Below are 25,426 nucleotides of genomic sequence, written 5' to 3'. Positions count from 1 at the left end.
GCCGACCGCTCGCGAACCGCTCGGATAACGCCACGGGTGAAACGAGCGCCTCTCGCTTCGCTCGTCGCGGGTGGGTGACCTCGCCCGCTCCCGCCCCGCCGACCGCTCGCGAACCGACGGTTCGAGCTGGTCGCCGGGGGGTCTGTCCCTTCTCTCGGCGACGACTCACTCGTCCACCGCCCGCCCCGCGTCGCACCACTCGTCGTACCACCCGAGCACCGCGTCCCGTCGCTCGGCGAGACTGTCGTCCTCGCGGAAGGTGTCGAACACCACCTCGAGATGCTCGCGAGAGAGGCCGTAGAGGTGGGCGACCACCGCGTCGAGTTCGTGGACGGACTCGCGTCTCGTGGTGTCGTCGAGGGGGCCGCAGTCGACGCCGACGGCCGTCGCCCACTCGGCGTACCGGTCGTCGACGGCCGCCAGTCGGCCGGCGAGTTCGACCACCCGCCGCCGGAGCGGTGCCCCCCGACCGGGACGGGGGACGGGCAGGGCGTTCAGGATGTGGTAGTTGACGCCGAGTTCGACGAACCGTCGGGCGTACCAGTCGAACGGTATCGAACTCGTCACGCCGAGGAGGTAGGCCTCGTCGCGTTCGTCGCCGCGCGGCCAGAGGAAGTACGGTGCCTTGTTCGTGAGCACCGTCTCGGGCGGCACGAGCGCACTGACGATAGTCCGCGGGTCGCTCGACCGTGCGATGTCGCGGAACGCGACCCGCGGCGCGAGACACGGGAGCGTCTCCGGGTCGTGTACCCACGACTCGTCCATCTCGGAGAACGCCGAGCGCGACCCGGCGTAGCGATAGGAGTTCTCCCGCTGTTCCTGCAGGTACGCCCGGGCGACCTCGGGCGCGATCCACGCGTAGCGCTCGCCGGTGTCGGGCACCCAGTGGGTGAACGAGCCACCCCTGTACACTGGCCAGTGGTCTACCGGCGGGTCCTCCGGGAAGGTCATCACCCGTGACCCGTCCGCGGCCGTCTTGTCGCCCGTCGCGTGGAGTTCCGTGTGCGGCCGGGCCCGCCAGGTGTCGGGGTCGTCGAGACCCAGCGGCGGGTGACGCGCCTGCTGGGCGAACGCCGCGACCGAGCGCGGGTCGTCGGGGAGTCGCGGGAACGAGGCCGTCCCGGTCCAGTGCAGCGCGCGCTCCGGGTCGAACCGGTACGGCCCCGCGTCGAGGCCCCGCTCGTAGCTCTCGGCGTCGGTGAACGGCCCACGCAACGGGAGCGTGTCGTCGGGGCCGGGCGGAGACTTCCGTGCGGCGAGGAGCGCGACGGTGTACTGCTCGGCGACGCCGTCGAACACCCACCCGCTGGTGTTCTCGAGGAGCGTGGCGTCGGTGACGGTGCCCTCGGTCAGGAGCGTCCGTCTGAACGACGCTGACCCCGCGGCCACGAGCGCACTCCGGGGGAGGACGACCCCGAGGTACCCGCCGTCCCGGAGGAGGTCCCAGAACCGCCAGCAGAACGCCTTGTACGTGTCGGGGTCGCCCGTCCCCATGCCGGGGTACGGCCCGTTCGCGAGGGTCCGTCGTCGTCGCTCCTGCGTCGCCCGCTCCCGCTCGAACTCGGCGACGAGGTCGGGCCGCTCCGCACGCAGTCGCGTCTTCAGTCGTTCCTGGTCGCCCTGCGAGCGCCCCCGGAGGCCGGGGACGTACCGCGCCCAGAACTCGTCCGCTTCGAGGACGGCCTCCTCCCAGGGTGGGTTGCCCACGACGACGTCGAACCCGCCACCGTCCCCGAACACCTCCGGGAACGCCACCGGGAAGTGGAGCGGGTCGGTCGACCCGAGTGCCGCCTCGGCGGCCTCGTAGGTCGGCGTGTCCCGCGGGTCCGGGACAGTCGAGTCGACGGCGCTCGGGTCGATGTCGTCGTCGACGCGCGCGGCCGCGAGGACGTCGAACCGCGCCCGCGTCGCCGCGAGGTCGTCACGGTGGTGCACCGGGTCGTCCACGCGGAGCGTGTCCGGCACCTCGTCGAGCGTGCCCACGCCGGCCAGCGAGTCGCCGGTCCGGAGTGTGGACGCGAAGTCGTCGAGTGGCAGCCCGGGGACGAACGTGTCGACCCACAGCGAGAGGCGTGCCAGTTCCGCCGCCAGCCCGTCCAGGTCGACCCCGTAGAGACACCGGCTGGCGACCGCCCGGCGGAGGAGTCTGCGACGGTCCACCTCCGACCTGCTCACCGCCTCCGCGTTGGTCTCTGCCGCCGCGTTCGCGAGCGCGGTCTCGGCCCTCGCCGCCAGGTCGTCCAGTTCGCGCTCGACACCGGGGAGCGGGTTCGCCCGGAGGTACGCCCGGAACGCCGCGGTGACGTGCTCGACGGCTCCAAGGAGGAAGTGACCCGAGCCCATCGCGACGTCGGCGACCGCGAACTCGAACAGCGCGTCGGAGGCGGCCGTCTCACCGTCTCGCTCGCGGACCCGGTCGACCCGGTCGAGGTGGGCCTCCAGCGCGGGGTCGAGCGAGTACTCCAGCAGGTGCTCGACGAACCGGGGGGGCGTGTAGTACGCGCCGGTCGCCTTCCGCTCGCCGGAGTGGCCGTGGAGGTAGACCTCGCCCGCCTCGACGACCACGGGGTCGTCCGCGTCCGCCGGGACGTACTGCTCGTCACCCCGACGCGGCTCCGTGGTGAGGTCGGTGTCGGCGACCGAGAGGTCGGACTCCAGCAACCGCTCGTGGACGACGCCGAGCTCGCGGACGTCGACGGCCCCGAAGTCGACCGGGGTCGCTCGACCCTCCGGTGGATCGTCGACGAGCAGGCCTTCGAGCGCGGGGCCGAACGCCGCGTCCGAGAGTTCCACTCGCGCGAGCCTCGCCCCGGCCTCGTTCACCTCCGGGTCGGCCGAGAGCAGTCGGCCGCCGTAGGCCGGCACGCCCATCTCGGGGGCACCCTCGTGGACGCCACGGGTGAGCGTCTGCACCCGTTCCCAGAGCGTCGGCCGCCGACCGAACGTCGTCCCCGCTGCCAGTTCGCTGGCGATGCCCCCCAGCGAGTACCGGTCGTAGGTCGAGTTCCGCCCGCGTGGGAGGTGCCCCCGGGCCTCGGCGTGAGCGAGGAAGAGGAGCCGATAGCAGAGGACGAGCGTCGCCCGGTAGGTCGCGTCGAGTTCGTCGCGGGTCGGCTCCGAGAGACCCTGCGCGTCGACGAGCGCCCCGGCTAGCCGTGGGACCACCTCGTCGTAGATCCGGTCGCGGAGGCGCTCGGCGAGGCCGTCGGCGTCCGCGTCCGCCGACGCGTACTGCTCGGACACGGCGAGGAGAATGGCGACGGAGCCTAAATAGCCCGGGGGCGGCGTCGCGGTGCGGTCGCGGCGCGGTGCTGGGGACGTCCCTCACTTACCCGCCGAGAGCGGAGCGAGCGGCGCAGTTTTCGTCCAGTTTTTGCGAGGAGTGGGGTGCGGCTTCGCCGCGCCCCCGACGAGTAAAAAGTGGTTCTACATGTACATCCTGTCCTCCGCCTGTCGCTCCCCGACCTCCGCCTCCGCCGCCTCCATCCGCGCGGCCAGTTCCTCGTACTGTCTGCTCACCTGTTCGGCGAACGCCTCCAGCGGGCCGAGGTCGACCCCGAGGTCGTAGACCCGGTCGAGCGTCTCCAGCAGGCGGAGCGCGGCGTCGGCGTCCGGCGTCTGTGCGTGGACGGGGGTGGTGTAGACGCAGGCGGCCAGCGCCGTCTCCATCCCGTGTGAGAGGAGCGCGCCGTTCACGCCCGCGAGGTAGCCGCCGCCCATCGCGGGGACGGCCGGGTCGAGGTCCTCGAGCCGTTCGGACCGGTAGTCGTCGGTGGCGATGTGGTAGGTGACGTGTTCGTCGGGCCCGTGGGCGGTGGGGACGCCGGAGAGCGCCACCGTCTCGTCGATGCCGTTCGCGTCGGTCCACTCGATGACGGCCTGCCCGAAGGCATCGGCGGCCGACGGCGGGAGGAACAACTCGCCGACGAGGACGGTCACGTCGAGGTCGTCACGCGAGTAGAGCCGCGTGTGGTGCCGCGGGCGCCCCTCGGCGAACGGGGTGATGGTCGGCAGTTCGTCGACTCGGATGTGGCCGGTCTCCTCCAGGCCGAGGTGGGTGACGAGGTAGTCGACGGCCGTGAGGCCCGCCAGCCCGAACTCCGAGACGCCGACGACGAGCGTCTCGGAGGGGCTCGAGCGCGAACTCACGTCGAACGTGGGTCGGCGGTCGGTGAACCCGAACATACCACCGTACTGGACGTGCCGCTACATATCTGTCGGGGGCGGTCCCTTCCACCCATGTTTTTATCGCCGGCCGGCGACCGAACGGCCATGCTCGGGGGGTTCGTGCGCGTGCTGGTACAGGCGGGGACGCCGACACCGACGGGGACCCCCACCCGGACGCCGACAGAGAGCGCCGCCGAGACCGTCGGCCAGTTCCTCCCGCCGTGGGTGCCGGAGTGGGCGGTCCAGGGCGCCCTCGCGCTGCTGGTGGTCGTCCTCTCGTACTACGTCTCGAAGGTGGTCCGGCAGGTGTTCGGCCGGCGCATCGCTCGACGGTTCCAGCGCCCGTCGCTCACCCGGACCGTGTTGCGCTCCATCCAGACGACCATCCTGCTACTCGGTGGTGGACTCGCCCTGCGGATACTCGGCGTGCCGCTGCAGAACCTCGCGCTCTCGGTCACGGTGTTCTCGGCCGTCGCGGGTTTCGTCCTCGCGCCCATCATCGGGAGCGTCATCAACGGCCTGTTCGTCCTGAGCGAGCAGCCCTACGAGATCGGCGACATGATCCACCTCTCGGACCGGGAGGTCTACGGCTTCGTCGAGGACATCACGCTGCGCTACACGAAGGTCTTCACGCTCGACAACACGTTCCTCGTCATCCCGAACGGCTCCATCCGGGAGCGAGACGTGGTGAACTACTCGGCGGAGGACGGCCGGACGCGGCTGAAACTCGACGTACAGGTCACCTACGAGTCGGACCTCGACGAGGCGCGCGCACTCATCGAGGAGGCGGCCGCACACGTCGACAAGGTCATCGAGGGGGGCCCGGACATCCGCATCGGGTCGGCACGCTACCCGGCCAGGCCCACCTGCTACATCGACGCGTTCGCCGACCACGGCGTGAACCTCCGCCTGCGCTACTGGGCGACCGAGCCGTACAAACTGCTGAAACTCCGCTCGGAGGTCCAGACGGCCATCTGGGACCGGCTCGAGGAGGCCGACGTCGAGATCGCCTACCCGCACAGCCACCTCTACTTCGACGACACGAGCGGGGAGATGCAGGTCAGCGTCCGCGACCGTGGCCCCGAGCTCGGCCCGGAACGTCCGCCGGGGGTCGACGGCGACGAGCGGCGCGACTAGAGCGACGCCGTGACGACGGTACAGTCCAACTTCTCGCGGAGGTACCCCTCCACGTCCGGTTCGTCGGTGATACTCCGGAGCATCCGGCGCCAGCGGCCGGCCTGCTTGCGGCCGATGACGACGTAGTCGGCCCCCTCGCCGGCCACCTCGTCGAGGATGGTCTCCTCGACGAGGAAGCCCGAGCGGACGACGTAGCGCGTGTTCGGCAGGTGGCCGAACGTCTCCTCGACGGCCCGCTTGAGTTCGGCCCGCTTCACCCGCCTGGATTTCTGGTAGAGGTTGACGTGGAACACGGTCAGGTCGGCGTCCTCCGCCTCCGCGAGTTCGATGGCGCGACGGAGGGTCGCCTCCGAGTGCTCCGAGAGCGGGTACCGGACCGGAACGACGACCAGCGTCATCGACGGAGAGTCGGGCCGGCGTCGGGTAAACGTCGTGGTTCTCGCGTGGGTCCGGTCACAGGCCCGTCCGGACGATGCGGCCCTCCAGTTCCGGGTCGACGCCGACCGCGCGGGCGTACGCGGCGAGCACCTCGTACTGGGTGTCGAGCGTGTCGACACGCTGCCCCTCGTGCAGCGACGGGAACTCCCCCGCCGTGTGCAGGAGGTACTCGGAGGTGGCGACACGGTAGGTCGCGGTGGGGTCGACCGGGTCGCCCGCGACGGTCGCCGAGACGAGTTCACCGTCGCCGTGGTCGTACTCCAGACGGACGTTCGAGACGTGCGCGTGCCACCAGTCGGCCTCCGCGTCGCCGAAGCCGACGCTGGCGTCGGCCTCTGCGAGCGTCCCGAGCAGCTCATCGCCCGTGAGTTCGAGGACGGCGACCCCCTCCTCGAACGGGATGACGCTCACCAGGTCAGCGAGCGTCACCTCGCCCGCCAGTGCCGGACCCTCGCGGATGCCACCGGAGTTCTGGAGGCCCACGATGGGCTCCGGGTAGCCCGCCTCGCGTGCCGCCCAGCGGTACGCGTCGGCGACGAAGTTGCCGATGCGTGACTCCCCACGGAAGCAGGTCTTCTCGGTCCGTTCGACGGGGTCCTCGACCGTGGCGAGCACGTCGGTCAGCCCCGTGGTGTCGAACCGGTCGCGCAGGCGGGTCGCGAGCGGCTCGTCCACCGGACCGTCGTCCGCGAGGTGGCGGGTCACCTCCTTGTCCGGGAGCGACACCTCGAGCGCGACGCGGCCGTTGACCCCCGGGCGGGTGAGGACGGTGTCGTCGACGTACTCGACGCGCTCGGAGTGGACGTGTCCTCCGAGGACGACGTCGACGTCGACGCTGGCGGCGAGCTCCTCGTCACCCCGCCCGAGGTGCGAGAGGCAGACGACGAAGTCGACACCGCGCTCGCGGAGTTCGGCGACGGCGCGTTCGGCCTCCACGACGGGGTCGGTGAACGCGAGCGCTCTCGCGTGGGGGTTGATGTCCGGCGTCGACGGGTCGGTGAGGCCGAAGAAGCCGACGCGGTGGCCGTTCACCGTGTGGACGGCGAGGGGGTCGACGCCGACCGCGTCGCCGAAGCGTTCGTCGGCTCTGGCGTCTCCACCGTCCGTGGCCGTCCCGGCGTCGGCGGGGTGATAGACGTTCGCCGAGAGCCAGTGCTGTGGCGAGCGCTCGACCAGCTCGAGGGTGCGTTCGTAGCCGAAGTCGAAGTCGTGGTTGCCGAACGTCTCGACGGCGGTGCCGACGCGCTCGTAGAAGTCGATGGCCTGTTCGCCGCGGGTCTGGAGCGCGAGCACGCCCGGTGCGGTGGTGTCGCCGGTGCCGCAGACGATGGCGTCCGGGCCGTCGAGGTCGCGGATGGTGCCGGCGAGGCGGCCGACGCGTTCGGGGTCGTCGTAGGCGTTCTCGACGTCGGAGTAGTGGAGCAGGCGGAGGGACACGTTGTCGTTCGTGAGTGTCCGTCGTACTAATCGCCTCCGAAGCCGCTTTGACGCTCCCCCCGCTGGTCACGGACATGGAACTGTACGAGACGCGTGAGGGCCCCGACGGGCAGACGCTCTACGTCTCCCGGGAGGCCGAGCGCGGCGAGAAGGGGCCGTTCCTCGTCGTCTACGAGGACGAGGACTGCGAGACCCGGTGGGGTTACTTCTGCACCAACTGCGAGAGCTTCGACAACGCGATGGACTCGATGGGCCGTCTGCAGTGCAACGTCTGTGCGAACTACAAGAAGCCGGACGAGTGGGACGCGGCCCACGAGTGACGCCACCCGGAGGCGGGACCGGGACCCCGGAGACTGGACGGGGGCGGACCGACACAACGGGCACCCTTATGTGACGCCCCACCCTGCACTCGCAGAGCGATGGAACCCCGCACCCGCGAGTACCTCAGAGGCCGGTTCGGCGACCACTACCGCCGGCAGGCCCGCCGCACACGCGAGGGTGACGGGGACGCGGAGGGGGACGCGGAACTCGGTGACGAGGACGCGAACGCCCCGCTCAGGGGCCCACCGGCCGGGAACGAACGCGAGTGGGGGTACATCCCCTTCTCCGAGGGGGGGACGACGATGGTGCGCCACCAGTCGCTGCTCGACCTGACTGGCGGCGGTGGCGTCGGCGAGTTCCTCGCGCGCGAGCGGCCGCGTCACGTCTACTTCTCGGCCGGGCGGTACGACCACCCCGGCGCCGACTCGATGGGGCAGAAGGGGTGGCGCGGGGCGGACCTCGTGTTCGACATCGACGCCGACCACCTCCCCGGGGTGGACGAGGAGGCTGACCCCTACGGCGAGATGCTCGCGGCTGGGAAGGAGGCGCTCGTCGCGTTGCTCGACTTCCTCGTCGACGACTTCGGCTTCGAGGACCTGACCGTCGTCTTCTCCGGCGGCCGCGGGTACCACGTCCACGTCCGGGACGAGGGGGTGCTCGAACTCTCCCGCGAGGAGCGCCGCGAGGTGGTCGACTACGTGCGCGGGCTGGGTATCGAGTTCGACGACCTCGTGCGCACTGAGTCGGTGGCCGGAATCGGCCGGAAGACGCCCGCAGACAAGCGGACGCTCTCGGTCGCGGGCGGGTGGTCACGGCGGGTCCACCGGCACGTGATGGCGCTGGTCGAGGAACTCGACGGGCTGGACGAGGACGACGGCATCGCCCGGCTACGGGAGTTCGACGGCGTCGGCGAGGGGAAGGCGCGCGCGGCGCTGAACGCGGTGCGGTCGAACCGCGAGGCTGTCGAGCGGGGGAACATCGACGTCCACTCGGCGGTCTACTCGGTGTCGAAGCACCTCCTCGAGGAGACGCGAGCCGCCGACGCGGCCCCCATCGACGAGCCCGTGACGACGGACGTGAATCGACTCATCCGTCTGCCGGGCAGCCTCCACGGCGGGACGGGACTGGTCGTCACGCGCATCCCGCTGGACGGCGTGGACGCCTTCGACCCGCTCACGGACGCCGTCGCGGACACGTTCCGCGAGAACCGCATCATGGTCGACGTGGCCGACCCGTTCGAGGTTCGTCTCGCGGGGGAGAGGTTTAATGTAGACGCGGGTTTACACTCCGTACCTGAACACGTCGGCGTGTTCGCGATGGCTCGCGGCAACGCCGAGAAGGGGCGGGAGTAGCACAATGAACCTAGACGAACTCCAGTCGGTCCAGAACAAGGAGCGCCAATCCAGCAGCCTCCAGCATCTCCGGGCCTCGTTCTACCAGGAGGCCGGCGAGTTCGTCCAGGAGTTACGCGACCGACGCGACGCGGCGGCTGCCCAGGCTGACGACCCGTTCGGCTCCGAGGAGGTCCGTCGGCTGACCGACGACATGGAGACGGCCCAGCGGACCGTGGAGTCACTCTACGAGCGCCGCGTCGGCAAGGTGGTCAAGATGGCCTCCATCGCCGCTGCCGACATGCCCTACGACGACGAGGGACTGACCGAGGAGGAGGCCCACCTGTTCGAGACGCTCGTCTCACAGATCAAGGAGAACCGCGAGGCCGTGCTCTCGGTGCTCGATGGCGAGACCGGGAGCATCACGTGTTCGCGGACCGACGGGGAAGCGGCCGTGGACGACGCCCCGCCGGGCGCGGGGACGCCGACGGAGCCGGACGTCCGCTCGACCGACCCGAAGCCGGGGTCGGGCGATGCGACGCCCGACCTGACGGCCGACCGGTCCGCGCCTGCCGAGACGGCCTCGCACTCCTCCACCCAGTCGGGTGCCGAGGCGGAAAGTGAGGCACCACCGGCCCCGCCCGAGGACCAGGGGCTGGACATCGGCGGCGCGATGGGTGGCGGCGACCAGCCCTCGTCAGACGCTGGTGGAGAGCCGAGCGACGTGGCCCCGGACGCCACCCCGCCGGGTGGTGACCCACGCCAAGCGGAGACCGGCGCCGACCCGGACGACCCGGAGGGGGTCGACCGTCGCGTCGTCCGCATCACCGGCGACGTGGGCGACATCTTCGGTGTCGACGGTCGGACGTACGACCTCTCGTCGGACGACGTGGTCGACCTGCCGGAGGAGAACGCGAGTATCCTGGTCGGCCAGGACAACGCGGAACCCCTCGAGTGAGTTCACCGGAGTGTGTCGCCGAACGCCGAGCGGTAGCGTCCGTAGATGCGGTCCCAGTTCGCGTCGACGGCGAACGGGAGCGCGAACAGGAAGCCGATGAGCAGCAGCGAGAACACGTCGCCGGGGATGCCGAGACGCGAGTTCGGGACGAACGAGCCGATGAACGCCCCGGTGTGTGCCCCGGCGACGACGAACAGGAGCTGTCTGACCGACCGTCGGGTCCGGTCGGACCGTGAGACCTCTGACTGCGGCTCGGTGTCGGGCATCGTCGGGAGGAGGGCCGGCCACTCGAAAAGTGTGGGTGACACGGCTCGAGCGGTGGCGTCGCTGTGGGGTGTGGCTCGCGCAAAGAACGGGGAAGGTCTGCGTCGAAGCCGCCTCAGATGAGGTCCTGGTCTTCCAGCTGGGCCATCACGTCGTCGACGAACTCCTCGGCGGAGTCGTAGGGGAACTCGCCGCCGCCGAGCTTCGTGTTCAGCTCCATCGCGGTCATCGAGAAGTCCCCGGACTCGAACTTCGTCCCCGGCCCCTGCGGGAGCGCGGGCACGAGGTCCATCGGGCTGTTGATGGGGTAGTCGGCACCTTCGAACGCGTCGATCATCTGCTGACGGAGGTCGTCCTTGTCTACCATGGTACACTCGTATCGTGAGGCAGAACCGTTATAAATCGTTCGAGAACTTCAGGCCCACTGCTAGCGGTTCCAAAGGCGGAATGAGGGTCGAGACGAGGTTGCAGAGCTGTGCGGTTGCGGTGCGGTCGAGCCCACCCACCCGCTGCGAGCGGAGCGAGCGGCGCCGGTTTCACCCACGTTTTTGCGCGAGCGGTTCGCGAGCGCAGCGCGTGGACCCGAGCGCAAAAAGATGGTCTTAGAAGCCCTTACCCTGCAGCTCCCGAGCGATGATGTTCTTCTGGATCTCGGTGGTGCCCTCGTAGATCTGGGTGATCTTGGCGTCGCGGTAGAACCGCTCGACGTCGAAGTCGTTGACGTAGCCCGAGCCACCGTGGATCTGGACCGCCTCGTTGGTGACGTCCACCGCGATGCGGGAGGCGTACTCCTTCGCCATCGAGGCGAGTTTCGTGACCGGCTGGTCGGAGTTCTCGACGGTCCACGCGGACTTGTAGGTCAGGTTACGCGCAGCCTCTATCTTGGTGAACATGTCGGCCAACTTGTGCTGGATGGCCTGGAACTCACCGATGGGACGGCCGAACTGCTCGCGCTGCTGGCTGTACTCGAGAGCGCGCTCGGCGGCGCCACGGGCGATACCCACACCCTGCGCGGCCACGCCCGTTCGCGTGGCGTCGAAGAAGTTCATCTGCTGGAGGAAGCCGGCACCGCGCGTGCCGACGAGGTTCTCCTCGGGGACGCGGACGTCGTCGAAGATGAGTTCCGCCGTGTCGCTGGCGCGGATGCCCATCTTCCCGGTGATCTTCTCGGACTTGAACCCGTCGCGGTCGGACTCGACGACGATCTGGCTGAAGCCGTTGTAGCGGCCCTCGGCCTCCGGGTCGGTCTTGCAGAGGACGACGAAGTAGTCGCCGATGGAGCCGTTGGTGATCCACATCTTGTTGCCGTTGACGACCCACTCGTCGCCGTCCTTCTCCGCGCGGGTCGAGATGGACGAGACGTCGGAGCCGGTGTCCGGCTCGGAGATGGCCGCGCCGGAGATGGCCTCCCCCCTGGGGACGGGTTCGAGGAAGCGCTCTTTCTGCTCCTCGGTACCGAACTCCTGGATGGCCTCGGTGCCGAACGAACAGGCGCCGATACAGAGCCCGATGCCGGCGTCGGCCGCGAACAGCTCCTCCGCGACCATGATGTTCTCGAGCGGGGAGTAGCCGGCCCCACCGTACTCCATCGGGATTGACATGCCGATGAGGCCCATCTCGGCGGCCTTCTCGACGATCTCCCACGGGTACTTCTCCTCGACGTCGTACTCGGTCGCGTTCGGCCGGATCTCCTCGTCGGCGAACCGCTTGACCTCCTTCTTCAGCTGTTCCTGTTCGTCCGTCAACCCGAAGTCCATGACACCGTACCTCACGATTATACAAACATAATTCTTTGCAAACGCCGCGTCCGCGTCCGTCGGTTTTCGGGACTCTCGCGGCCCGACGGACTCAAAATAAAGGAACCGTCCATTACCAGTTCGGGGGTGCCTGGCCCCCGGTCTGTAGGGGGCAGAGGTGGTGAAACAGGCCCGATTGGAAACCTTGAAACGAGAGGCAGGGAACGTGAGAGACGTACGAACCATGGAATTCGACGACATCGAGACCATCGCGGTGCTGGGGGCCGGGAACATGGGCCACGGCATCGCCGAGGTGGCAGCCCTCGCGGGCTACGAGGTCAACCTCCGGGACATCAAGGAGGAGTTCGTCCAGAACGGCTACGACCAGATCGAGTGGTCGCTCGAAAAGCTCGCCGAGAAGGAACAGATCACGCAGGAAGAGGCCGATGCCGCCATCGACCGGGTCACGCCGTACGTCGACGTCGAGGACGCCGTCGGTGACGTGGACGTCGTCATCGAGGCCGTCCCCGAGAAGATGGACATCAAGAAGGACGTCTACGGGGACGTCGAACAGTACCTGCCCGAGGAGGCCATCGTCGCGACGAACACCTCCTCGCTCTCCATCACGGAGCTGTCGGAGGTCACCGAGCGCCCCGAGCAGTTCTGTGGGATGCACTTCTTCAACCCGCCGGTGCGGATGCAGCTGGTCGAGGTCATCTCCGGTGCCCACTCCAGCGAGGAGACCCTGCAGGCGACCGAGGACCTCGCCGAGGCGTTCGGCAAGACGCCGGTGCGCGTCCACAAGGACTCGCCCGGCTTCATCGTCAACCGCATCCTCGTTCCGCTGATGAACGAGGCCTGCTGGATGGTCAGCGAGGACGCCGCGACCATCGAGGAGATCGACTCCGCCACCAAGTTCGACCTCGGCCTGCCGATGGGTGCGTTCGAACTCGGCGACCAGGTCGGCAACGACGTCACATACCACGTCCTCGAGTACATGAACGAGGTGCTCGGCGAGGCGTACGAGCCGGCCCCGTTCCTCGAGCAGATCGTCGAGGAGGAGCGCTTCGGCAAGAAGACCGGCGAGGGCTTCTACGACTACGAGAACGGCGACGGCGCCGACATCCCGACCGACGCCGGCACGGACGAGATCGAGGCCCGCCTGCTCGCGGTCATGGCCAACGAGGTCGGCAACCTCGTCGGCGGCGACGTCTCGAACCCGCGTGACATTGACGAGGCCGTCATGCTCGGTGCCGGCTTCCCGGACGGCCCGGCGAAGCTCGCCGACGACCACGGACTCGCCTCGCTCGAGTCCACCATCTCGGAGCTCTACGAGGAGCAGGGCCACCCGCGCTTCGAGGTCAGCGACGCGCTGCGCGAGGCCGCAGATGAAGGTGGCTTCCACGCCTCCGGCGACGACGAGGACGTCGTCGAGTTCACCAACATCGAGGTCTACAAGCCCGACGAGTACGACTACGTCGGCCACATCGTCCTCTCGCGTGAGGCCCGGATGAACACCATCTCGCCGGACCTGATGGAGGAACTCGGCGAGGCCATCGAGATGCTCGAGGACGACGACGAGGTCCGTGCGGTGCTCCTGACCGGCAAGGGTGACCGCGCCTTCTCCGCCGGTGCGGACGTGACCAGCATGGCCGCCTCCGCGGACCCGCTGGAGGCCATCAAGCTCTCCCGGCAGGGTCAGGAGACCTTCGGCAAGCTCGAGTCCTCGCCGATGCCAATCGTCGCGGGTATCGACGGCTACGCCCTCGGCGGCGGGATGGAGCTGTCGATGTGTGCGGACATGCGCATCGCCTCGAAGCGTTCCGAACTCGGCCAGCCCGAACTCGACCTCGGTCTGCTGCCCGGTTGGGGCGGCACCCAGCGCCTGAAGCACATCGTCGGCGAGGGCCGCGCGAAGGAGATCATCCTGACCGCCGAGCGCTACGACGCCGAGACGATGTACGACTACGGCTTCGTCAACGAGGTCGTCGAGAACGACGAGTTCGAGGAGCGTGCGTTCGAACTGGTCGCCCAGCTCGCCGGTGGCCCGCCCATCGCGCAGGAGCTGACGAAGAAGGCCATGCTGAAGGGCCGCGAGGACACCGACGCCGGGCTCGAGGTCGAGTCCCACGCGTTCGGCCACCTCATCAACACGGACGACCTGATGACCGGCATCACGGCGTTCATGGGCGACGGCGAGCCCGAGTTCGAGGGCAAGTAGAGCACACCTCGCCCTACCGGCTCCTCTCCGTTTCGCCCCGCGCGGAGAGGGTTCAACGGACAGCCCGGAGCAGGTGCCCTATGGTGCGGTACCGAGACCGCGAGTGGTTGGACGTGATGTACCACGGGCGTGAGCACTCGCCGGCTGAGCTGGCCGAGTGTTGCGGTGTCTCGCCGCAGGCGATCCGGAAGTACTTGGACGAGCACGGCATCCCGACGCGAGACGCCGCGTCAGAGCGCGTGACGAGGTCTGTCAGGAGTGTGGAGACGATGGGTCGGCTACCTATCTCGACGTTCACCACACTGTTCCCGTTTGTACGTTCCACGAGTCGGACACTGTGAACGTCGCAGATGCCCACGACGAGGGGAACCTCGTGTTGCTCTGTCGCTCGTGTCACGCACGGGCGGGGCTGGGGCAACTCGAGTTCGAGTCAACTCTCGAACACTCGTTCTGAGGAGTGGAAAGAGCAGAGTTTATGTGTGGCACCGGCGGAGTTGTGGGTGTAAGCTCGGTTGGTGTAGTCCGGCCAATCATGTTGGCCTTTCGAATCAAGAATCCTACACTTCGGGTCCGGCCCGATTGGTGAAGAAAGCCAACGACAGGGGTTCAAATCCCCTACCGAGCATCTCCACTCTCTCGACGAAGAGCGTCCGCTTCCATCAGTGATTACCGTAGACTTTTGACACGACCGGCCCATGCCACCGAGTGACATACAATGGCTGGCGAGGACGGCCCCGACGACGGGTCCCTGACAGCGACGTTCGAGTCCAGTCCGGCGGGCCGTCTGCAGGCGCTCGGCGAGTTCCTCGTGGGTACCTACGCCGGCGTGGCCATTCTGGCGGTGGTCGTGGGGTTGCTCGTCGCCCCCATCGCGGCGACGGTGGCGCTCTCGGGCAGTGCGGGGACGGTGGCCGTCGTCCCCGTCGAGGGCGGGATCGACGGGGGGACCGCCGTCGCGTTGACGACGACGCTCGAACGGCTACGGGCCGACCCTGACGTGGACGCCGTCGTCCTCGTGGTGAACAGTCCGGGCGGGTCCGCCCCCGCCAGCGAGGCGATGTACCTCGAGGCGGACAAGACGGCCGAGGATGTGCCAGTCGTGACGAGCGTCGACGCCATCGCCGCCTCGGGAGCCTACTACACGGCCGTCGGTACGGAGCGTATCTTCGTCAAGCCCTCGTCGGTGATCGGGAGCGTGGGGGTCGTCTTCCCGCCGCCAGCGCAGATCGAGCCGTCGGACAGCCTCATCACCACCGGCCCGAACAAGCGCTCTGGCGGGAGCGAGCGGGCGTGGAAGTACAAGACTGAGTCCATCAAGCGGGCGTTCGTCTCGGCCGTGATGCGTGGGCGTGGCGACACGCTCGAACTGTCGCGGGCGGAGGCGGCTTCGGCCGAGGTGTTCACCGGTGTGCAGGCGGTCGAGAACGGCGTCGCCGACGAACTCGGCGGGACCCGCGACGCGGTGGAGTACGCCGCCAGTCGGGCCGGCCTGTCGCGCTACGACGTCCGTGTCGTCCGGCCGGAGTCGTCCGTCCAGTTCCTCACCCGGGCGGCCTACCTCGCCTCGGACGCGCCGGAGCGTGAACTCGTCTCCGGGCGCTACTTCGTCGGCCAGCAGGGTGGCTTCCCGAACGTCCTGATGCTGCCCCCGAGCGTGCTCCGGGCGTCGCTGGCCGACTCGGCCGACGGGGATACGGGCACCGAGAGCACTCCGGAGAACACCACCGACGCGACGACCGCGAGGAACGCGACGGGTGGTGGCGCGGGGGCGACGGCCACCGCCGGAGGTGGGGGGTCGTGAGCGCCGCGGACGGGGTCGGCGGCCGCCTCGCGGTGTTCGGGGTGGTGTTCCTCCTCGTCGTCGCCGGCGGGGTGGCGCTCGGGGTGACCACCGCGCCCACCCCTGCCGACACGGGCGTCGACTACCCCGCGGTCGACGGACTGGTCCCCACGGAACTCGACGCGAGCGACGACGGGTTGGCGCCAGTCGAGCGCGACGAGCGGCAGGTGGTGCTGGTGGACGACGCCCACGGCAACCGCCTGCTTCCCTCGGCGTACGACCCGCTGGTGGCCGCCTACGGGTCGAACGTCGAGGTGCGGTTCCTCCGCGACGCGTCCCAGATCCGGTCGGCGCTGGCGCGCGCGGACGCGCTCGTCGTCGCCGACCCGAGCATCGCCTACACGAGCGCGGAGCGCGACGCCGTCGAGGCGTTCGTCGAGGACGGTGGTCGGCTCGTCCTCCTCGGTGAGCCGACACGCTTCCGTTCGGCAGGGCCAGTCGGCGCGCCACTCCCGTCGCGCTCGCGCATCGACACGCTCGCCGGCCGGTTCGGTGTCGCGTTCGGGACGGGATACCTCTACGACCAGGCGGCCAACGACGGCAACTTCAAGCGCGTGGTGGCACGCGGGTCCGGACCGCTGGCCGACCGACGGGCGGCGCTCTACACCGCGACCACCGTCCGGGCGACGGACGGTGACGTCCTGTTGCGGACGGGGGAGACCACCCGGTACTCCGACGGGAGTGGCGTCGGAGCACGGCCGGTGGCGGTGCGGTCCGAGAACGTCCTCGCCGTGGGTGACACCACGTTCCTGGAGGGGACGAAGGACCTCGTCGCCGACAACGAGCGGCTGGTCCGGACCATCGCCCAGTTCGCCGTCGACGGGACGCGCGAGCGCTCGCTGACGGAGTACCCACACCTCCTCGACCGGTCGCCGCGGGTCCGCTACACCGCACCGACCCTGCTGAACGCGAGCAAGACGGCCGTGAACGACCTCCGGGACGAGGGGTTCGACCCGCGCCTCTCCATCGGTGGCACCGGAGCGAACGGGACGGACCTGCTCCTCGCCACCTATGACACCCTGGGCGGGCAGGCTCCGTGGACCGGCGTCACGGTGAGTGGGTCGCAGGTGTCGGTGCCGGGCTATCGCGGTCCCACGGCCAACAGTACGGTCGTCCACCAGCCACGCGGGACTGACGCCGTCGTGGTGGTCGGACCGTCGGCGACGGCCGTGGAACGGGCCGTCGCCGTCCTCGTCGCGAACGGGAGCCGCGGGGAGGCCCTCTCCGACCGGACGGCCGTCCTGAGGGGCGGTGACACCACGTCCGTGTCGGGCGCGCCCGACGACGGTACCGACTCCGACGGTGACGACGGCGAACCGCCCACCGGCCCGACCCCCGGACCGTCGCTCGCTCCGCGGGCGCCCGTGCGATGACGCGACGCGGCGGTGAGCCCGGCGCGGGGGTAAGTTTGTTATCACGGCACACAGTATAGGGGGTATGGCCGACTCCGCCGACCCCCCGACCGTACTCCCCCTCGAACACGTCGCCCCCATCTTCGTTGAGGAGCGCAACGGGTACGTCGACGTCCAGCAACCCAGCGGGGACCAGACGCTGTACACCCCAGAGGAGGCCCGCGACATCGCCCGCGAGATACTCGCCGCGGCCGACGAGGCCGAGATGGCGGGTCGGCTGGCCGAACAGTAGCCGGCCGTATCGTTCATTCGTCCCCGGTCCGTACCCTCCGATAGATGTCACAGACCACGCTCCGACTGGACCCCCACGTCCACTCGGAGGCGTCCTACGACGCCCGTGACCCTCCCGAGTTGCTGCTCGAACAGGCCGCCGACATCGGTCTGGACGGAGTGGTGGTGACCGACCACGACCGCATCTCGGCGTCGCTGCGGGCCGCCGAACTCGCCCCGGAGTACGGACTCGTCGGCATCCCCGGTGTGGAGGTGTCGACGGCACACGGCCACCTGCTCGCCATCGGCGTCGAGGAACGACCACGGCCGGGGGAGTCGATGGTCGACACCGTCGCGCGGGTCCGCGAACTCGGCGGGGCGGCCGTCGTCCCCCACCCGTTCCAGCGGACGCGCCACGGCGCCCGGGGGAAACACATCGTCCCCGCCGAACCCGACGGGATGGAGACGTACAACGCGTGGCTGTTCACGGGCTATCGGAACCGCCGGGCACGTGCGTTCGCCCGGCGGCACGGCTACACCGCGCTCGCGGGCAGCGACGCCCACACCGTCGCCACCATCGGGCGTGCGTACACCGAACTCACGGTCCCCGGTCCACGAGCCGCCGTGACCGCCGAGGCCGTCGTCGAGGCCATCCGCGAGGGTGCGACGGGGGTCAACGGCCGGCGGGTCCCCTACCACAAGTCCGCGGGCCACTACGTCAAGGGGGCGGGCCGCAAGGGGTTCTGGGCGGCCCGGTCGGCCGGCACGACGGCGCTCTCGCTGTTCTGACCGGCCTCGGACACGTGCTATCAGGATTCGCGCGGAGCTTAATACCGAATCTCGCCTACTGGGGTGCCGATAGTCATGGACCGACGAACCCCCTTCGACGTGTTCGACGAGATGGACCAGCTGTTCGACCAGATGCGCCGCTCGATGATCGGGGTGCGCCCCTCGTTCCCCGAGATGCGCCCCGTACCGGCCTTCGGCGACTACGAGACGACCGGTGACACCAACCTCACCCTCGAGTCCACCGAGGACGGCTACGTCGTCCTCGCGGACCTCCCCGGTTTCGAGAAGGAGGAGATCGACCTTCGGTTCGACGAGGGTATCCTCTCGATCCGCGCGACCCACGAGGTGAGCGAGGAGGCGATGGGGGCCAGTTTCAGCCGCTCGCGCCGCGTCACCGACTCCATCCGCGTCCCCGGCGACGTCGTCGTCGCGGACATCGACGCCCGCTACCGGAACGGCGTCCTCGAGGTCACCCTCCCCGTCGAGGGGGGGCTCGAAGACGACAGCCACCGCATCGACATCGACTGAGCACCGGCTCCCGTCCTCGGGCGCCGCTCTCACTCTCCTCCCACTGCCCTCCCTCCTCGCTCCGTTCTGTCGCCCTGCGCGGGTCGCGTTCCCCGTGCATGGCCGGCTTTCGGTCCCCCTCGAAGATGCTACATTAATAGTGCTGGACCCACACGAGCGAGATAGCAACCCATGGCATCTATCGACGCGGACTGGCGACAGGCCGAGGAACAGTACACCGACGAGGTGATCGGTGACGACACCATCCCCCGGATGTTCGAGGCCGCCGCCTCGCGCTACGCCAACAACGAGGCCCAGTGGTACAAAGGCGGCATCTACGACCGCTCGCTGGCCGACGGCATCGTCCCGGAGGCGCCGAACGGGCAGTACGCGGCGCTGACCTACGCCGAGATGCAGAACGTCGTCCAGAACCTCGCGACCGGGTTCCGCGAACTCGGGCTGGAGACGGGCGACCGGGTCGGCCTGTTCGCCGGGACCCGGATGGAGTGGGCGCAGTGCGACCTCGGTATCCTCTCTGCGGGTGGCGTGGTCACCACCGTCTACACCGAGTCCTCGCCCCGACAGGTCCGCTACCTGCTCGACGACCCGGACGCCGACGGCGTCGTCGTCGAGAACGAGGAACTGCTGGAGCGGGTCCTCTCGGTCGAGGACGACCTCGACCTCGAGTTCATCGTCGTCGTCGACCAGTACGAGGGCCACGAGGACCGCGACGACATCCACTCGCTGGCGGACGTCTACCGGATGGGTGACGAGGCGTTCGACGTGGACGCCTACGAGGGGTGGCTCTCCGAGCGCTCGCTCGACGACCTCGCCTCGCTCATCTACACCTCCGGGACGACGGGCCAGCCCAAGGGCGTCCAGTTGACCCACCGCAACTTCCGCGCGAACGTCAACCAGTGTCGCAAGCGGTTCGGCCCCCGCCCGGACAAGGCTGACGGCGTCCCCAGCCTCGACGATTCCGACCGCTCGCTCTCGTTCCTGCCGCTGGCCCACGTCTTCGAGCGACTGGCCGGCAACTTCCTGATGTTCGCCTCGGGAGCGACGGTGGCGTACGCCGAGTCCGCCCAGACCGTCTCCGAGGACATCAAACTCGTCCGGCCCACGGTCGCGACGAGCGTCCCGCGGGTCTACGAACGCATCTTCGACTCGATGCGCGAGCAGGCCGCCGAGTCCGACTTCAAGGAGCGAATCTTCAACTGGGCGCTCGGCGTCGCCCGCGACTACTCGACCACGGCCTCGCCCGGTATCGGCCTCCGGACGAAACACGCCCTCGCGGACCGGCTCGTCTTCTCCTCGGTCAAGGAGCAGATGGGCGGCAACATCGACTTCTTCGTCAGCGGCGGGGGGTCGCTCTCGAAACGACTGGCCGAACTGTTCGACGGGATGGGCCTCCCCATCCTCGAGGGGTACGGGCTGACCGAGACGTCGCCCGTCGTCTCGACGAACCCGCCGGAGGACCCTCGACCGGGGACCCTCGGGCCGCCGCTCGTCGGCATCGAGACGAAACTCGACGGCGGCGTCGTCACGGAGGACCAGCGCCGGAAGGCGACCGGCGCTATCGGCGAACTCCTGGTCAAGGGCGCGAACGTCACGCAGGGTTACTGGAACCGACCGGAGGCCACCGAGGACGCGTTCACCGAGGACGGCTGGTTCCGCACGGGCGACATCATCGAGCAGACGAGCGACGGTTACCTCGTCTACCACGACCGCCTGAAGCAGATCCTCGTGCTCGACACCGGGAAGAACGTCGCGCCCGGCCCCATCGAGGACGGGTTCGCCACCAGCGAGCGCGTCGACCAGGTGATGGTGATGGGCGACGACCAGAAGTTCATCTCCGCGCTGTTCGTCCCGAACTTCGAGGCCATCCAGCGCTGGGCGGACGCCAACGACGTGGCACTGCCCAGCGACCAGTGGGCCATCTGCCGGCACGACGAGGTCCGTGCGTGGGTCCAGGCGGAGGTCGACGAGGTCAACCGCCAGTTCGAGAAGCACGAGCAGATCAAAGCGTTCCGCCTCGTGCCCGAGGAGTGGACCCCGGAGAACGACCTGCTCACGCCGTCGATGAAACTGAAGCGGCGCAACATCCTCGACCGCTACGACGAGGAGATAGAGGCAATCTACGGGGAACAGGACAGAGTCGCCGCCGACGACTAGCGACCAAACTTTTCTCCTCGGGTGCGCGCCGCAGGCGCGCACCACTCCTCGAAAACGTTGGATTCGAAACGCGCCACTCGGTGCTTCGCGCATCGTGGCGGGTAGGTGCCGGGGGCTCGCCGCACCGCCCAGCACCGCACCGCTATCGCTATCTCTCTGCTCGGCTTCAGAGTCGGTATGAGCACCGAGGCAGCCGTCGACGAGGCCGAACTCCGCGAGCGTATCTCCCGGTTCGTCGCCCGGAACTTCCCGCAGATCGGGATGCACGGTGGGAGCCACGCCATCAGCCACCTCGACGCCGAGGCGGGCGAGGTGACACTCGAACTCGGCGGGGCCTGCTCGGGGTGTGGCATCTCGCCGATGACGATCCAGGCCCTGAAGGTCCGGCTCGTGCAGGAGATCCCGGAGATCCGCGTCGTCCACGCGAGCACAGCGGAGACCGACGCCGCGACGCCACGGGGGTTCGACCCCGACGAAGTCCCGTTCTGACCCCGGCCCCTCGCTCCGCGGAGCGAGGACTGCTCGGCGACGGATTTATGTACGTGTTCTAATCAGTTACTGACGACATGAGCGCAGGGGGTGCGGGCCCGGGGTCCGAGGGGACGAGGGTCGCGGACGGACTGGTGGCAGTGGACCGGGTGACCGAGCGACGCGACGCCGGTATCGTCGCCACGTACACCGTCACGACGGAGAACGAGCGACCCGTCGCCGTCCACGTGGAGAACGACCTCCCCGGAGAGTCGACCGAGGGGACGGGGTTCCACCCGTCGCGCGAACCACGGTGGTGGGTCGTCGAGGAGAGTCGCCTCGGGTTCAAGGACACCGTCGGGAGCACCGCTCCCGCCACGTTCGAGTTCGGTCTCGCCATCGAGGGAGGGTTCGGCGACGACGTGTCGCTGCCGGACCCGGAGATCGTCCACGCCGAACCCGTCGGCGTCGCGCCGGAGGGTGACCGGATGGTCTTCCCGGACGCGGACGCGGAGGAAGATGCCGTCGCCCCCTCCGACTCGCGCGGCGCGGCCGACGCGGAACGGGGCGGTGGCCTCCTCTCGGGTGTCAGGAGCGCCGTCTTCGGCGGTGACGACGACGAGGTGGTCCGGGCCTCCGACCTCGACCCGGACGCGATGGTGGTCTCGCGTGGCGAGACGACGCCGGGCGGCGGCCGCGACCCGACCCAGCCCCACGACGAGAACCCCACGCTGACACCGGTCGTCGCTCCCGTCTCCGAGACGGAGGACGCGGCGTTCTCGGCGCTCCCGGCGGCGGACGAGGGGGAGGGCGACCGGAACGCGGCACCGGCCGCCGATGGGGCGGCGAGCGAGACGCCGGTCGAGGACGACGGCGCGGGTGGCGAGGTGCTCGCGGCGCTGCTCGCCGACCTCCAGTCCGACGCGGCGCGCGAGCGGCTCCGGGCGGAACTGGGAGTCGACGAACTCGAGCGGACCCGCGAGGCGGTCGAGGACCTCCGCGAGGAGGTGTCGGCGCTCCGTGCCGACCTCGAGGCCACGGCGGACGCGGGCGAGACGACGGCCGCTCGGGTCGCCGACCTCTGCCGGGCGGTGGACGGGCTGGCGGCCGAACTCGACCACGACGTCCCGAACCTCACCGCGGCGGACGCGGAGACCGGGTCGACCGAGCGCCGCCGTCCCTAGAGGCTCAAGAGCGTCGGCCTGGAACCGCGGGTATGGACGAGACGGAACGGGCGACGCGGCGACGCGTCCTCGACGCGCTGGCGGCCGACCCGGTCCCCGGCCCGGAACTGGCCGACCGACTCGGTGTCTCGCGGGCGGCCGTGTGGAAACACGTCGAGTCGCTCCGCGAGGCGGGGTTCGAGGTGACGAGCGGCGACGACGGCTACCGCGTCGAGTCGGTCCCCGAGTACGGCGCCGCGGCCATCGAGTTTGGCCTCGACGCCGAGTTCGACGTGGAGTTCCACGAGTCGCTCGCCAGCACCAACGTCGCGGCCCGCGAACGCGCCGTGGAGGGTGCCAGCGACGTGGCCGTCGTCGCCGAGCGACAGACCGGCGCGCGCGGGCGACTCGGCCGCGAGTGGTCGTCGCCGCCGGGCGGTGTCTACGTGAGTCTGGTCTGCCGGCCGGACCTCCCCGTCGCGCAGGTGCCCGTCTACACGCTGGCGGCCGCCGTCGCCACGACGCGTGCGGCCCGCGAACTCGGTGTCGACGCCGGCATCAAGTGGCCCAACGACGTCCTCGTCGGGCCGGACGAGCGGAAACTGGCCGGTATCCTGACCGAGATGGAGGGGGAGGCCGACCGGGTCTCGTGGGTCGTCGTGGGCATCGGCGTGAACGCGAACGTCGACGCCGAGGCGCTCCCGGCGACGGCGACGAGCCTCCGGGGAGAGGTCGGCGAGGTGGACCGTGCCGCGTTCCTCCGCCGACTGCTCGAGTCGTTCGACGACCTGCGGCGGGACCCGGAGACCGTCCTCCCGGCGTGGCGCGAGTACGCGCTGACGCTGGGCAAGCGGGTCCGCGTCGAGACCCCCGGCGGTGTCGTCGAGGGTGAGGCGGTCGACGTGACGTTCCCCGGGACGTTGCTGGTCGACACGGACGAGGGGCAGGTCAGCGTCAGCGCCGGCGACTGCGAGCACCTCCGTCCGGTCGAGTGAGGGGGCGCCGGGGCGCTACTCCTCGTCCGTCGGCGGCTCGGCCGCCCGATCGGCGTCCACGTCCGCGTCGGCCGGCGGCTCTCCGACGCGCACGGTGAGGACCGGGACCGACGAGGACCGGACGACGCGCTCGGCGACGCTCCCCAGCAGGATACGGTCGATGCCCCCGCGACCGTGGGTCCCCATCACGACGAGGTCGGCACCCGACCGGTTCGCGTAGGCCGTTATCTCTCGCGAGGGACCGCCCTCGAGCAGGTGGCGTTCGTGTGGCACGTCGCCGGCCGCCTCCGCGGCGGCGTCCAGAGCGGCTTCCCCCTCGTCACGGAGCGTCTCGCTCAGGCCCTCCCACGACGTCTCCATCGGGAGGTTGGCGAACGCCGCCGTGTTGACGACGTAGACGAAGTCGAGCGTCGCGCCGTGCACCTCGGCCAGCGAGGCGGCGTGAGCGACGACGCTGTCCATCCCCGGCGACCCGTCGGTGGGCACGAGGATACGGTCGTACATGCGAGACAGTGACACGCGACCCGCTATGAACGTTTGCCCCCTGGCGACCCTCACGCCGTGGGGTCGGGTCGCTCCAGCAACACCGACTTCACGTCCGCGACGCCCGCCCGGCGGACGACGGCCCGGACCACGTCCTGCGCGCCGGCGAGGTTGTCCGAGTCGCCATCGAGGACGATCAGTCGGGCCTCGCGGCCCGCCTCGACGGTCCCGCAGTTCAGGTCCGCGAACTCGGCACCCGCCCGCGTCGCCATCCGGAGCACCTCGGTAGCGCTCACGTCGCAGAGCTTCGCGGTGAACTCCATCTCGCGGAACATCGACGGTGCGTTGAGGAAGACGTTGTCCGTCCCCAGCGCCACCGTCGTCGTGTCGAGTAGCTCGCGCACGTTCGGCACCCCGACACCGGTGACGAGGTTCGAGCGTGGACAGACAACGACGGGTGTGCCCCGCTCCTCGAGGCGTTCGAGGTGGAGTGGCTCGGTGTGGACCATGTGGACGAGGAAGTCCGGGTCGAGGTCGAGCGCCGGGTTCACGTCCGCCGAGTCGGCCTCGCCGGCGTGGATGGCGAACGGCTTGCCGGCCCGGCGGGTGGCGTTGCGCTCGATGCTGAAGTCGGCGTCTTTCGCGCCGCTGGCGCCGAAGCCGTCGCCGGCCTCCATCGCCTCGGGCGACCCGCGGGCGAATATCCTCGGTTCGATGGCCCGCCCGCTGACGGCCTCGCGGAGTATCTCGACGCCCTCGACGTCGTTCTCGCGGAAGTCGAGGAACGCCGCGGTCCCGGCACGCTCCATGAACCGGAGCGACCGGCGGATGGCCTCGACCATCTCCTCGCGACTCGCCTCGGCCAGCAGTCGGTGTTTCAGGCCGTCCGGCGGCGCGACCAGCTCCTCCAGCGACAGGCCCCCGCCGGCCTCCTTGGCGATGGAGTCCCCGACGTGCGTGTGGGCGTTGACGAACGCCGGCAGGACGATGTCCGTGGAGTCGGTCTCCGTCTCCTCGACGGACTCGACGTGTCCGTCCTCGACGACGACGCGCCCCTCGACGGGGTCGTACCCCGGACCGGCGAGCACGGTCCCCTCCAGGATCATACGCTCCGTCCGCGCGGTGTGCTGTTAAATCCGTGGAACCGCACCGCCGTCTGTCCCCTGCGACTCAGTTCCGCCGCCACTCCGCGTGGTCACACCGGGTACACACGACCTGCCCGTGCGTGACCCTGAACTTCTCGATCTTCCACTCGTGTCCAACGACTCGGCACGTCATCCGCCGACCGAACGACCTCGAACTCATTCTATCTACGAATGTCGTGTGATGTATTAAAAAATTGGGCGTCTAGGGTGACTAAGGTGGGTTAGGGGA

24 protein-coding genes and 1 tRNA gene are annotated in these 25,426 nt (G+C 69.5%); 16 read left to right on the top strand and 9 right to left on the bottom strand.

The features are described from left to right. Positions 1–165: 165 nt before the first annotated feature. Both N0B31_RS08305 and N0B31_RS08300 read right to left on the bottom strand, forming a co-directional pair. A complete protein-coding gene (locus N0B31_RS08305; RefSeq protein WP_260643399.1) occupies positions 166–3,243 on the bottom strand; it encodes an Eco57I restriction-modification methylase domain-containing protein in 3,078 nt (1,025 codons plus the stop codon). Between the two features lie 183 nt (positions 3,244–3,426). Beyond that, a complete protein-coding gene (locus N0B31_RS08300; protein WP_260643398.1) occupies positions 3,427–4,185 on the bottom strand; it encodes a proteasome assembly chaperone family protein in 759 nt (252 codons plus the stop codon). Between the two features lie 87 nt (positions 4,186–4,272). Between N0B31_RS08300 and N0B31_RS08295 the strand changes: the two genes are divergently transcribed. Then, positions 4,273–5,304 (top strand): mechanosensitive ion channel family protein, encoded by a 1,032-nt coding sequence (locus tag N0B31_RS08295; protein WP_260643397.1) that lies wholly within the window; start codon positions 4,273–4,275, stop codon positions 5,302–5,304. Here N0B31_RS08295 and N0B31_RS08290 read toward each other — a convergent pair. Then, positions 5,301–5,702, bottom strand: coding sequence for a universal stress protein (locus N0B31_RS08290; RefSeq protein ID WP_260643396.1), 402 nt, complete (start codon positions 5,700–5,702; stop codon positions 5,301–5,303). The genes N0B31_RS08295 and N0B31_RS08290 overlap by 4 nt on opposite strands. Before the next feature lie 55 nt (positions 5,703–5,757). Further along, a complete protein-coding gene (locus tag N0B31_RS08285; protein ID WP_260643395.1) occupies positions 5,758–7,179 on the bottom strand; it encodes a bifunctional metallophosphatase/5'-nucleotidase in 1,422 nt (473 codons plus the stop codon). A gap of 74 nt (positions 7,180–7,253) precedes the next feature. On the opposite strand from N0B31_RS08285, the gene N0B31_RS08280 reads away from it, so the two are divergent. The 3 genes from N0B31_RS08280 to N0B31_RS08270 all read left to right on the top strand — a co-directional run bounded on the left by N0B31_RS08280 (position 7,254) and on the right by N0B31_RS08270 (position 9,789). Further along, the gene (locus tag N0B31_RS08280; protein ID WP_260643394.1) at positions 7,254–7,499 is read left to right on the top strand and encodes a DUF5816 domain-containing protein; all 246 of its coding nucleotides are present in this window, start codon (positions 7,254–7,256) and stop codon (positions 7,497–7,499) included. A 99-nt stretch (positions 7,500–7,598) separates the two neighbouring features. Continuing rightward, positions 7,599–8,852, top strand: a complete 1,254-nt coding sequence (gene priS / locus N0B31_RS08275) for a DNA primase small subunit PriS (protein WP_260643393.1) — start codon at positions 7,599–7,601, stop codon at positions 8,850–8,852. 4 nt (positions 8,853–8,856) lie between these two features. After that, the gene (locus N0B31_RS08270; RefSeq protein ID WP_260643392.1) at positions 8,857–9,789 is read left to right on the top strand and encodes a hypothetical protein; all 933 of its coding nucleotides are present in this window, start codon (positions 8,857–8,859) and stop codon (positions 9,787–9,789) included. Between the two features lie 2 nt (positions 9,790–9,791). Here the strand turns inward: N0B31_RS08270 and N0B31_RS08265 are convergent, their stop codons facing one another. The 3 genes from N0B31_RS08265 to N0B31_RS08255 form a co-directional block, all read right to left on the bottom strand. Then, on the bottom strand, positions 9,792–10,055 hold the full coding sequence (locus tag N0B31_RS08265) for a hypothetical protein (protein ID WP_260643391.1): 264 nt from the start codon (positions 10,053–10,055) through the stop codon (positions 9,792–9,794). A 113-nt stretch (positions 10,056–10,168) separates the two neighbouring features. Then, positions 10,169–10,420, bottom strand: coding sequence for an MTH865 family protein (locus N0B31_RS08260; protein ID WP_260643390.1), 252 nt, complete (start codon positions 10,418–10,420; stop codon positions 10,169–10,171). Positions 10,421–10,655: 235 nt separating this feature from the next. After that, complete coding sequence (locus N0B31_RS08255; protein ID WP_260643389.1) at positions 10,656–11,810, bottom strand: acyl-CoA dehydrogenase family protein; 1,155 nt, start codon at positions 11,808–11,810, stop codon at positions 10,656–10,658. A gap of 223 nt (positions 11,811–12,033) precedes the next feature. Between N0B31_RS08255 and N0B31_RS08250 the strand changes: the two genes are divergently transcribed. The 12 genes from N0B31_RS08250 to N0B31_RS08195 all read left to right on the top strand — a co-directional run bounded on the left by N0B31_RS08250 (position 12,034) and on the right by N0B31_RS08195 (position 23,569). After that, positions 12,034–14,010, top strand: coding sequence for a 3-hydroxyacyl-CoA dehydrogenase/enoyl-CoA hydratase family protein (locus N0B31_RS08250; RefSeq protein ID WP_260643388.1), 1,977 nt, complete (start codon positions 12,034–12,036; stop codon positions 14,008–14,010). Between the two features lie 157 nt (positions 14,011–14,167). Further along, positions 14,168–14,464 carry an HNH endonuclease gene (locus N0B31_RS08245; protein WP_260643387.1) on the top strand — a complete coding sequence of 99 codons (297 nt, stop codon included), beginning with the start codon at positions 14,168–14,170 and terminating at the stop codon, positions 14,462–14,464. 52 nt (positions 14,465–14,516) lie between these two features. Next, positions 14,517–14,635: transfer RNA gene (locus N0B31_RS08240), tRNA-Glu, on the top strand. Positions 14,636–14,725: 90 nt separating this feature from the next. After that, positions 14,726–15,811 (top strand): S49 family peptidase, encoded by a 1,086-nt coding sequence (locus tag N0B31_RS08235; protein WP_260643386.1) that lies wholly within the window; start codon positions 14,726–14,728, stop codon positions 15,809–15,811. After that, complete coding sequence (locus N0B31_RS08230) at positions 15,808–17,223, top strand: motility-associated ABC transporter substrate-binding family protein (protein WP_260643385.1); 1,416 nt, start codon at positions 15,808–15,810, stop codon at positions 17,221–17,223. The genes N0B31_RS08235 and N0B31_RS08230 overlap by 4 nt, the downstream gene beginning before the upstream one ends. Positions 17,224–17,287: 64 nt before the next feature. After that, positions 17,288–17,494 carry a hypothetical protein gene (locus N0B31_RS08225; protein ID WP_260643384.1) on the top strand — a complete coding sequence of 69 codons (207 nt, stop codon included), beginning with the start codon at positions 17,288–17,290 and terminating at the stop codon, positions 17,492–17,494. Between the two features lie 44 nt (positions 17,495–17,538). Next, positions 17,539–18,261, top strand: coding sequence for a CehA/McbA family metallohydrolase (locus N0B31_RS08220; RefSeq protein ID WP_260643383.1), 723 nt, complete (start codon positions 17,539–17,541; stop codon positions 18,259–18,261). Positions 18,262–18,336: 75 nt separating this feature from the next. Continuing rightward, on the top strand, positions 18,337–18,789 hold the full coding sequence (locus tag N0B31_RS08215) for an Hsp20/alpha crystallin family protein (RefSeq protein WP_260643382.1): 453 nt from the start codon (positions 18,337–18,339) through the stop codon (positions 18,787–18,789). 171 nt (positions 18,790–18,960) lie between these two features. Then, positions 18,961–20,943 carry an AMP-dependent synthetase/ligase gene (locus tag N0B31_RS08210; RefSeq protein WP_260643381.1) on the top strand — a complete coding sequence of 661 codons (1,983 nt, stop codon included), beginning with the start codon at positions 18,961–18,963 and terminating at the stop codon, positions 20,941–20,943. A gap of 177 nt (positions 20,944–21,120) precedes the next feature. Beyond that, positions 21,121–21,432 (top strand): NifU family protein, encoded by a 312-nt coding sequence (locus N0B31_RS08205; protein ID WP_260643380.1) that lies wholly within the window; start codon positions 21,121–21,123, stop codon positions 21,430–21,432. Positions 21,433–21,509: 77 nt separating this feature from the next. Next, a complete protein-coding gene (locus N0B31_RS08200; RefSeq protein ID WP_260643379.1) occupies positions 21,510–22,595 on the top strand; it encodes a hypothetical protein in 1,086 nt (361 codons plus the stop codon). A gap of 32 nt (positions 22,596–22,627) precedes the next feature. Next, entirely contained in the window at positions 22,628–23,569 is a 942-nt protein-coding gene (locus tag N0B31_RS08195) for a biotin--[acetyl-CoA-carboxylase] ligase (protein ID WP_260643378.1), read from the top strand. A gap of 15 nt (positions 23,570–23,584) precedes the next feature. Here N0B31_RS08195 and N0B31_RS08190 read toward each other — a convergent pair whose 3' ends face one another. Further along, positions 23,585–24,073 (bottom strand): universal stress protein, encoded by a 489-nt coding sequence (locus tag N0B31_RS08190; RefSeq protein ID WP_260643377.1) that lies wholly within the window; start codon positions 24,071–24,073, stop codon positions 23,585–23,587. A 50-nt stretch (positions 24,074–24,123) separates the two neighbouring features. Beyond that, positions 24,124–25,158 carry an amidohydrolase family protein gene (locus tag N0B31_RS08185; protein WP_260643376.1) on the bottom strand — a complete coding sequence of 345 codons (1,035 nt, stop codon included), beginning with the start codon at positions 25,156–25,158 and terminating at the stop codon, positions 24,124–24,126. Positions 25,159–25,426 lie beyond the last annotated feature (268 nt).

The organism is Salinirubellus salinus, assembly GCF_025231485.1.
Lineage (GTDB): Archaea > Halobacteriota > Halobacteria > Halobacteriales > Haloarculaceae > Salinirubellus > Salinirubellus salinus.
The sequence above is the reverse complement of the archived record's forward strand: the minus strand, read 5'-3'. Positions and strand labels throughout refer to the sequence as shown.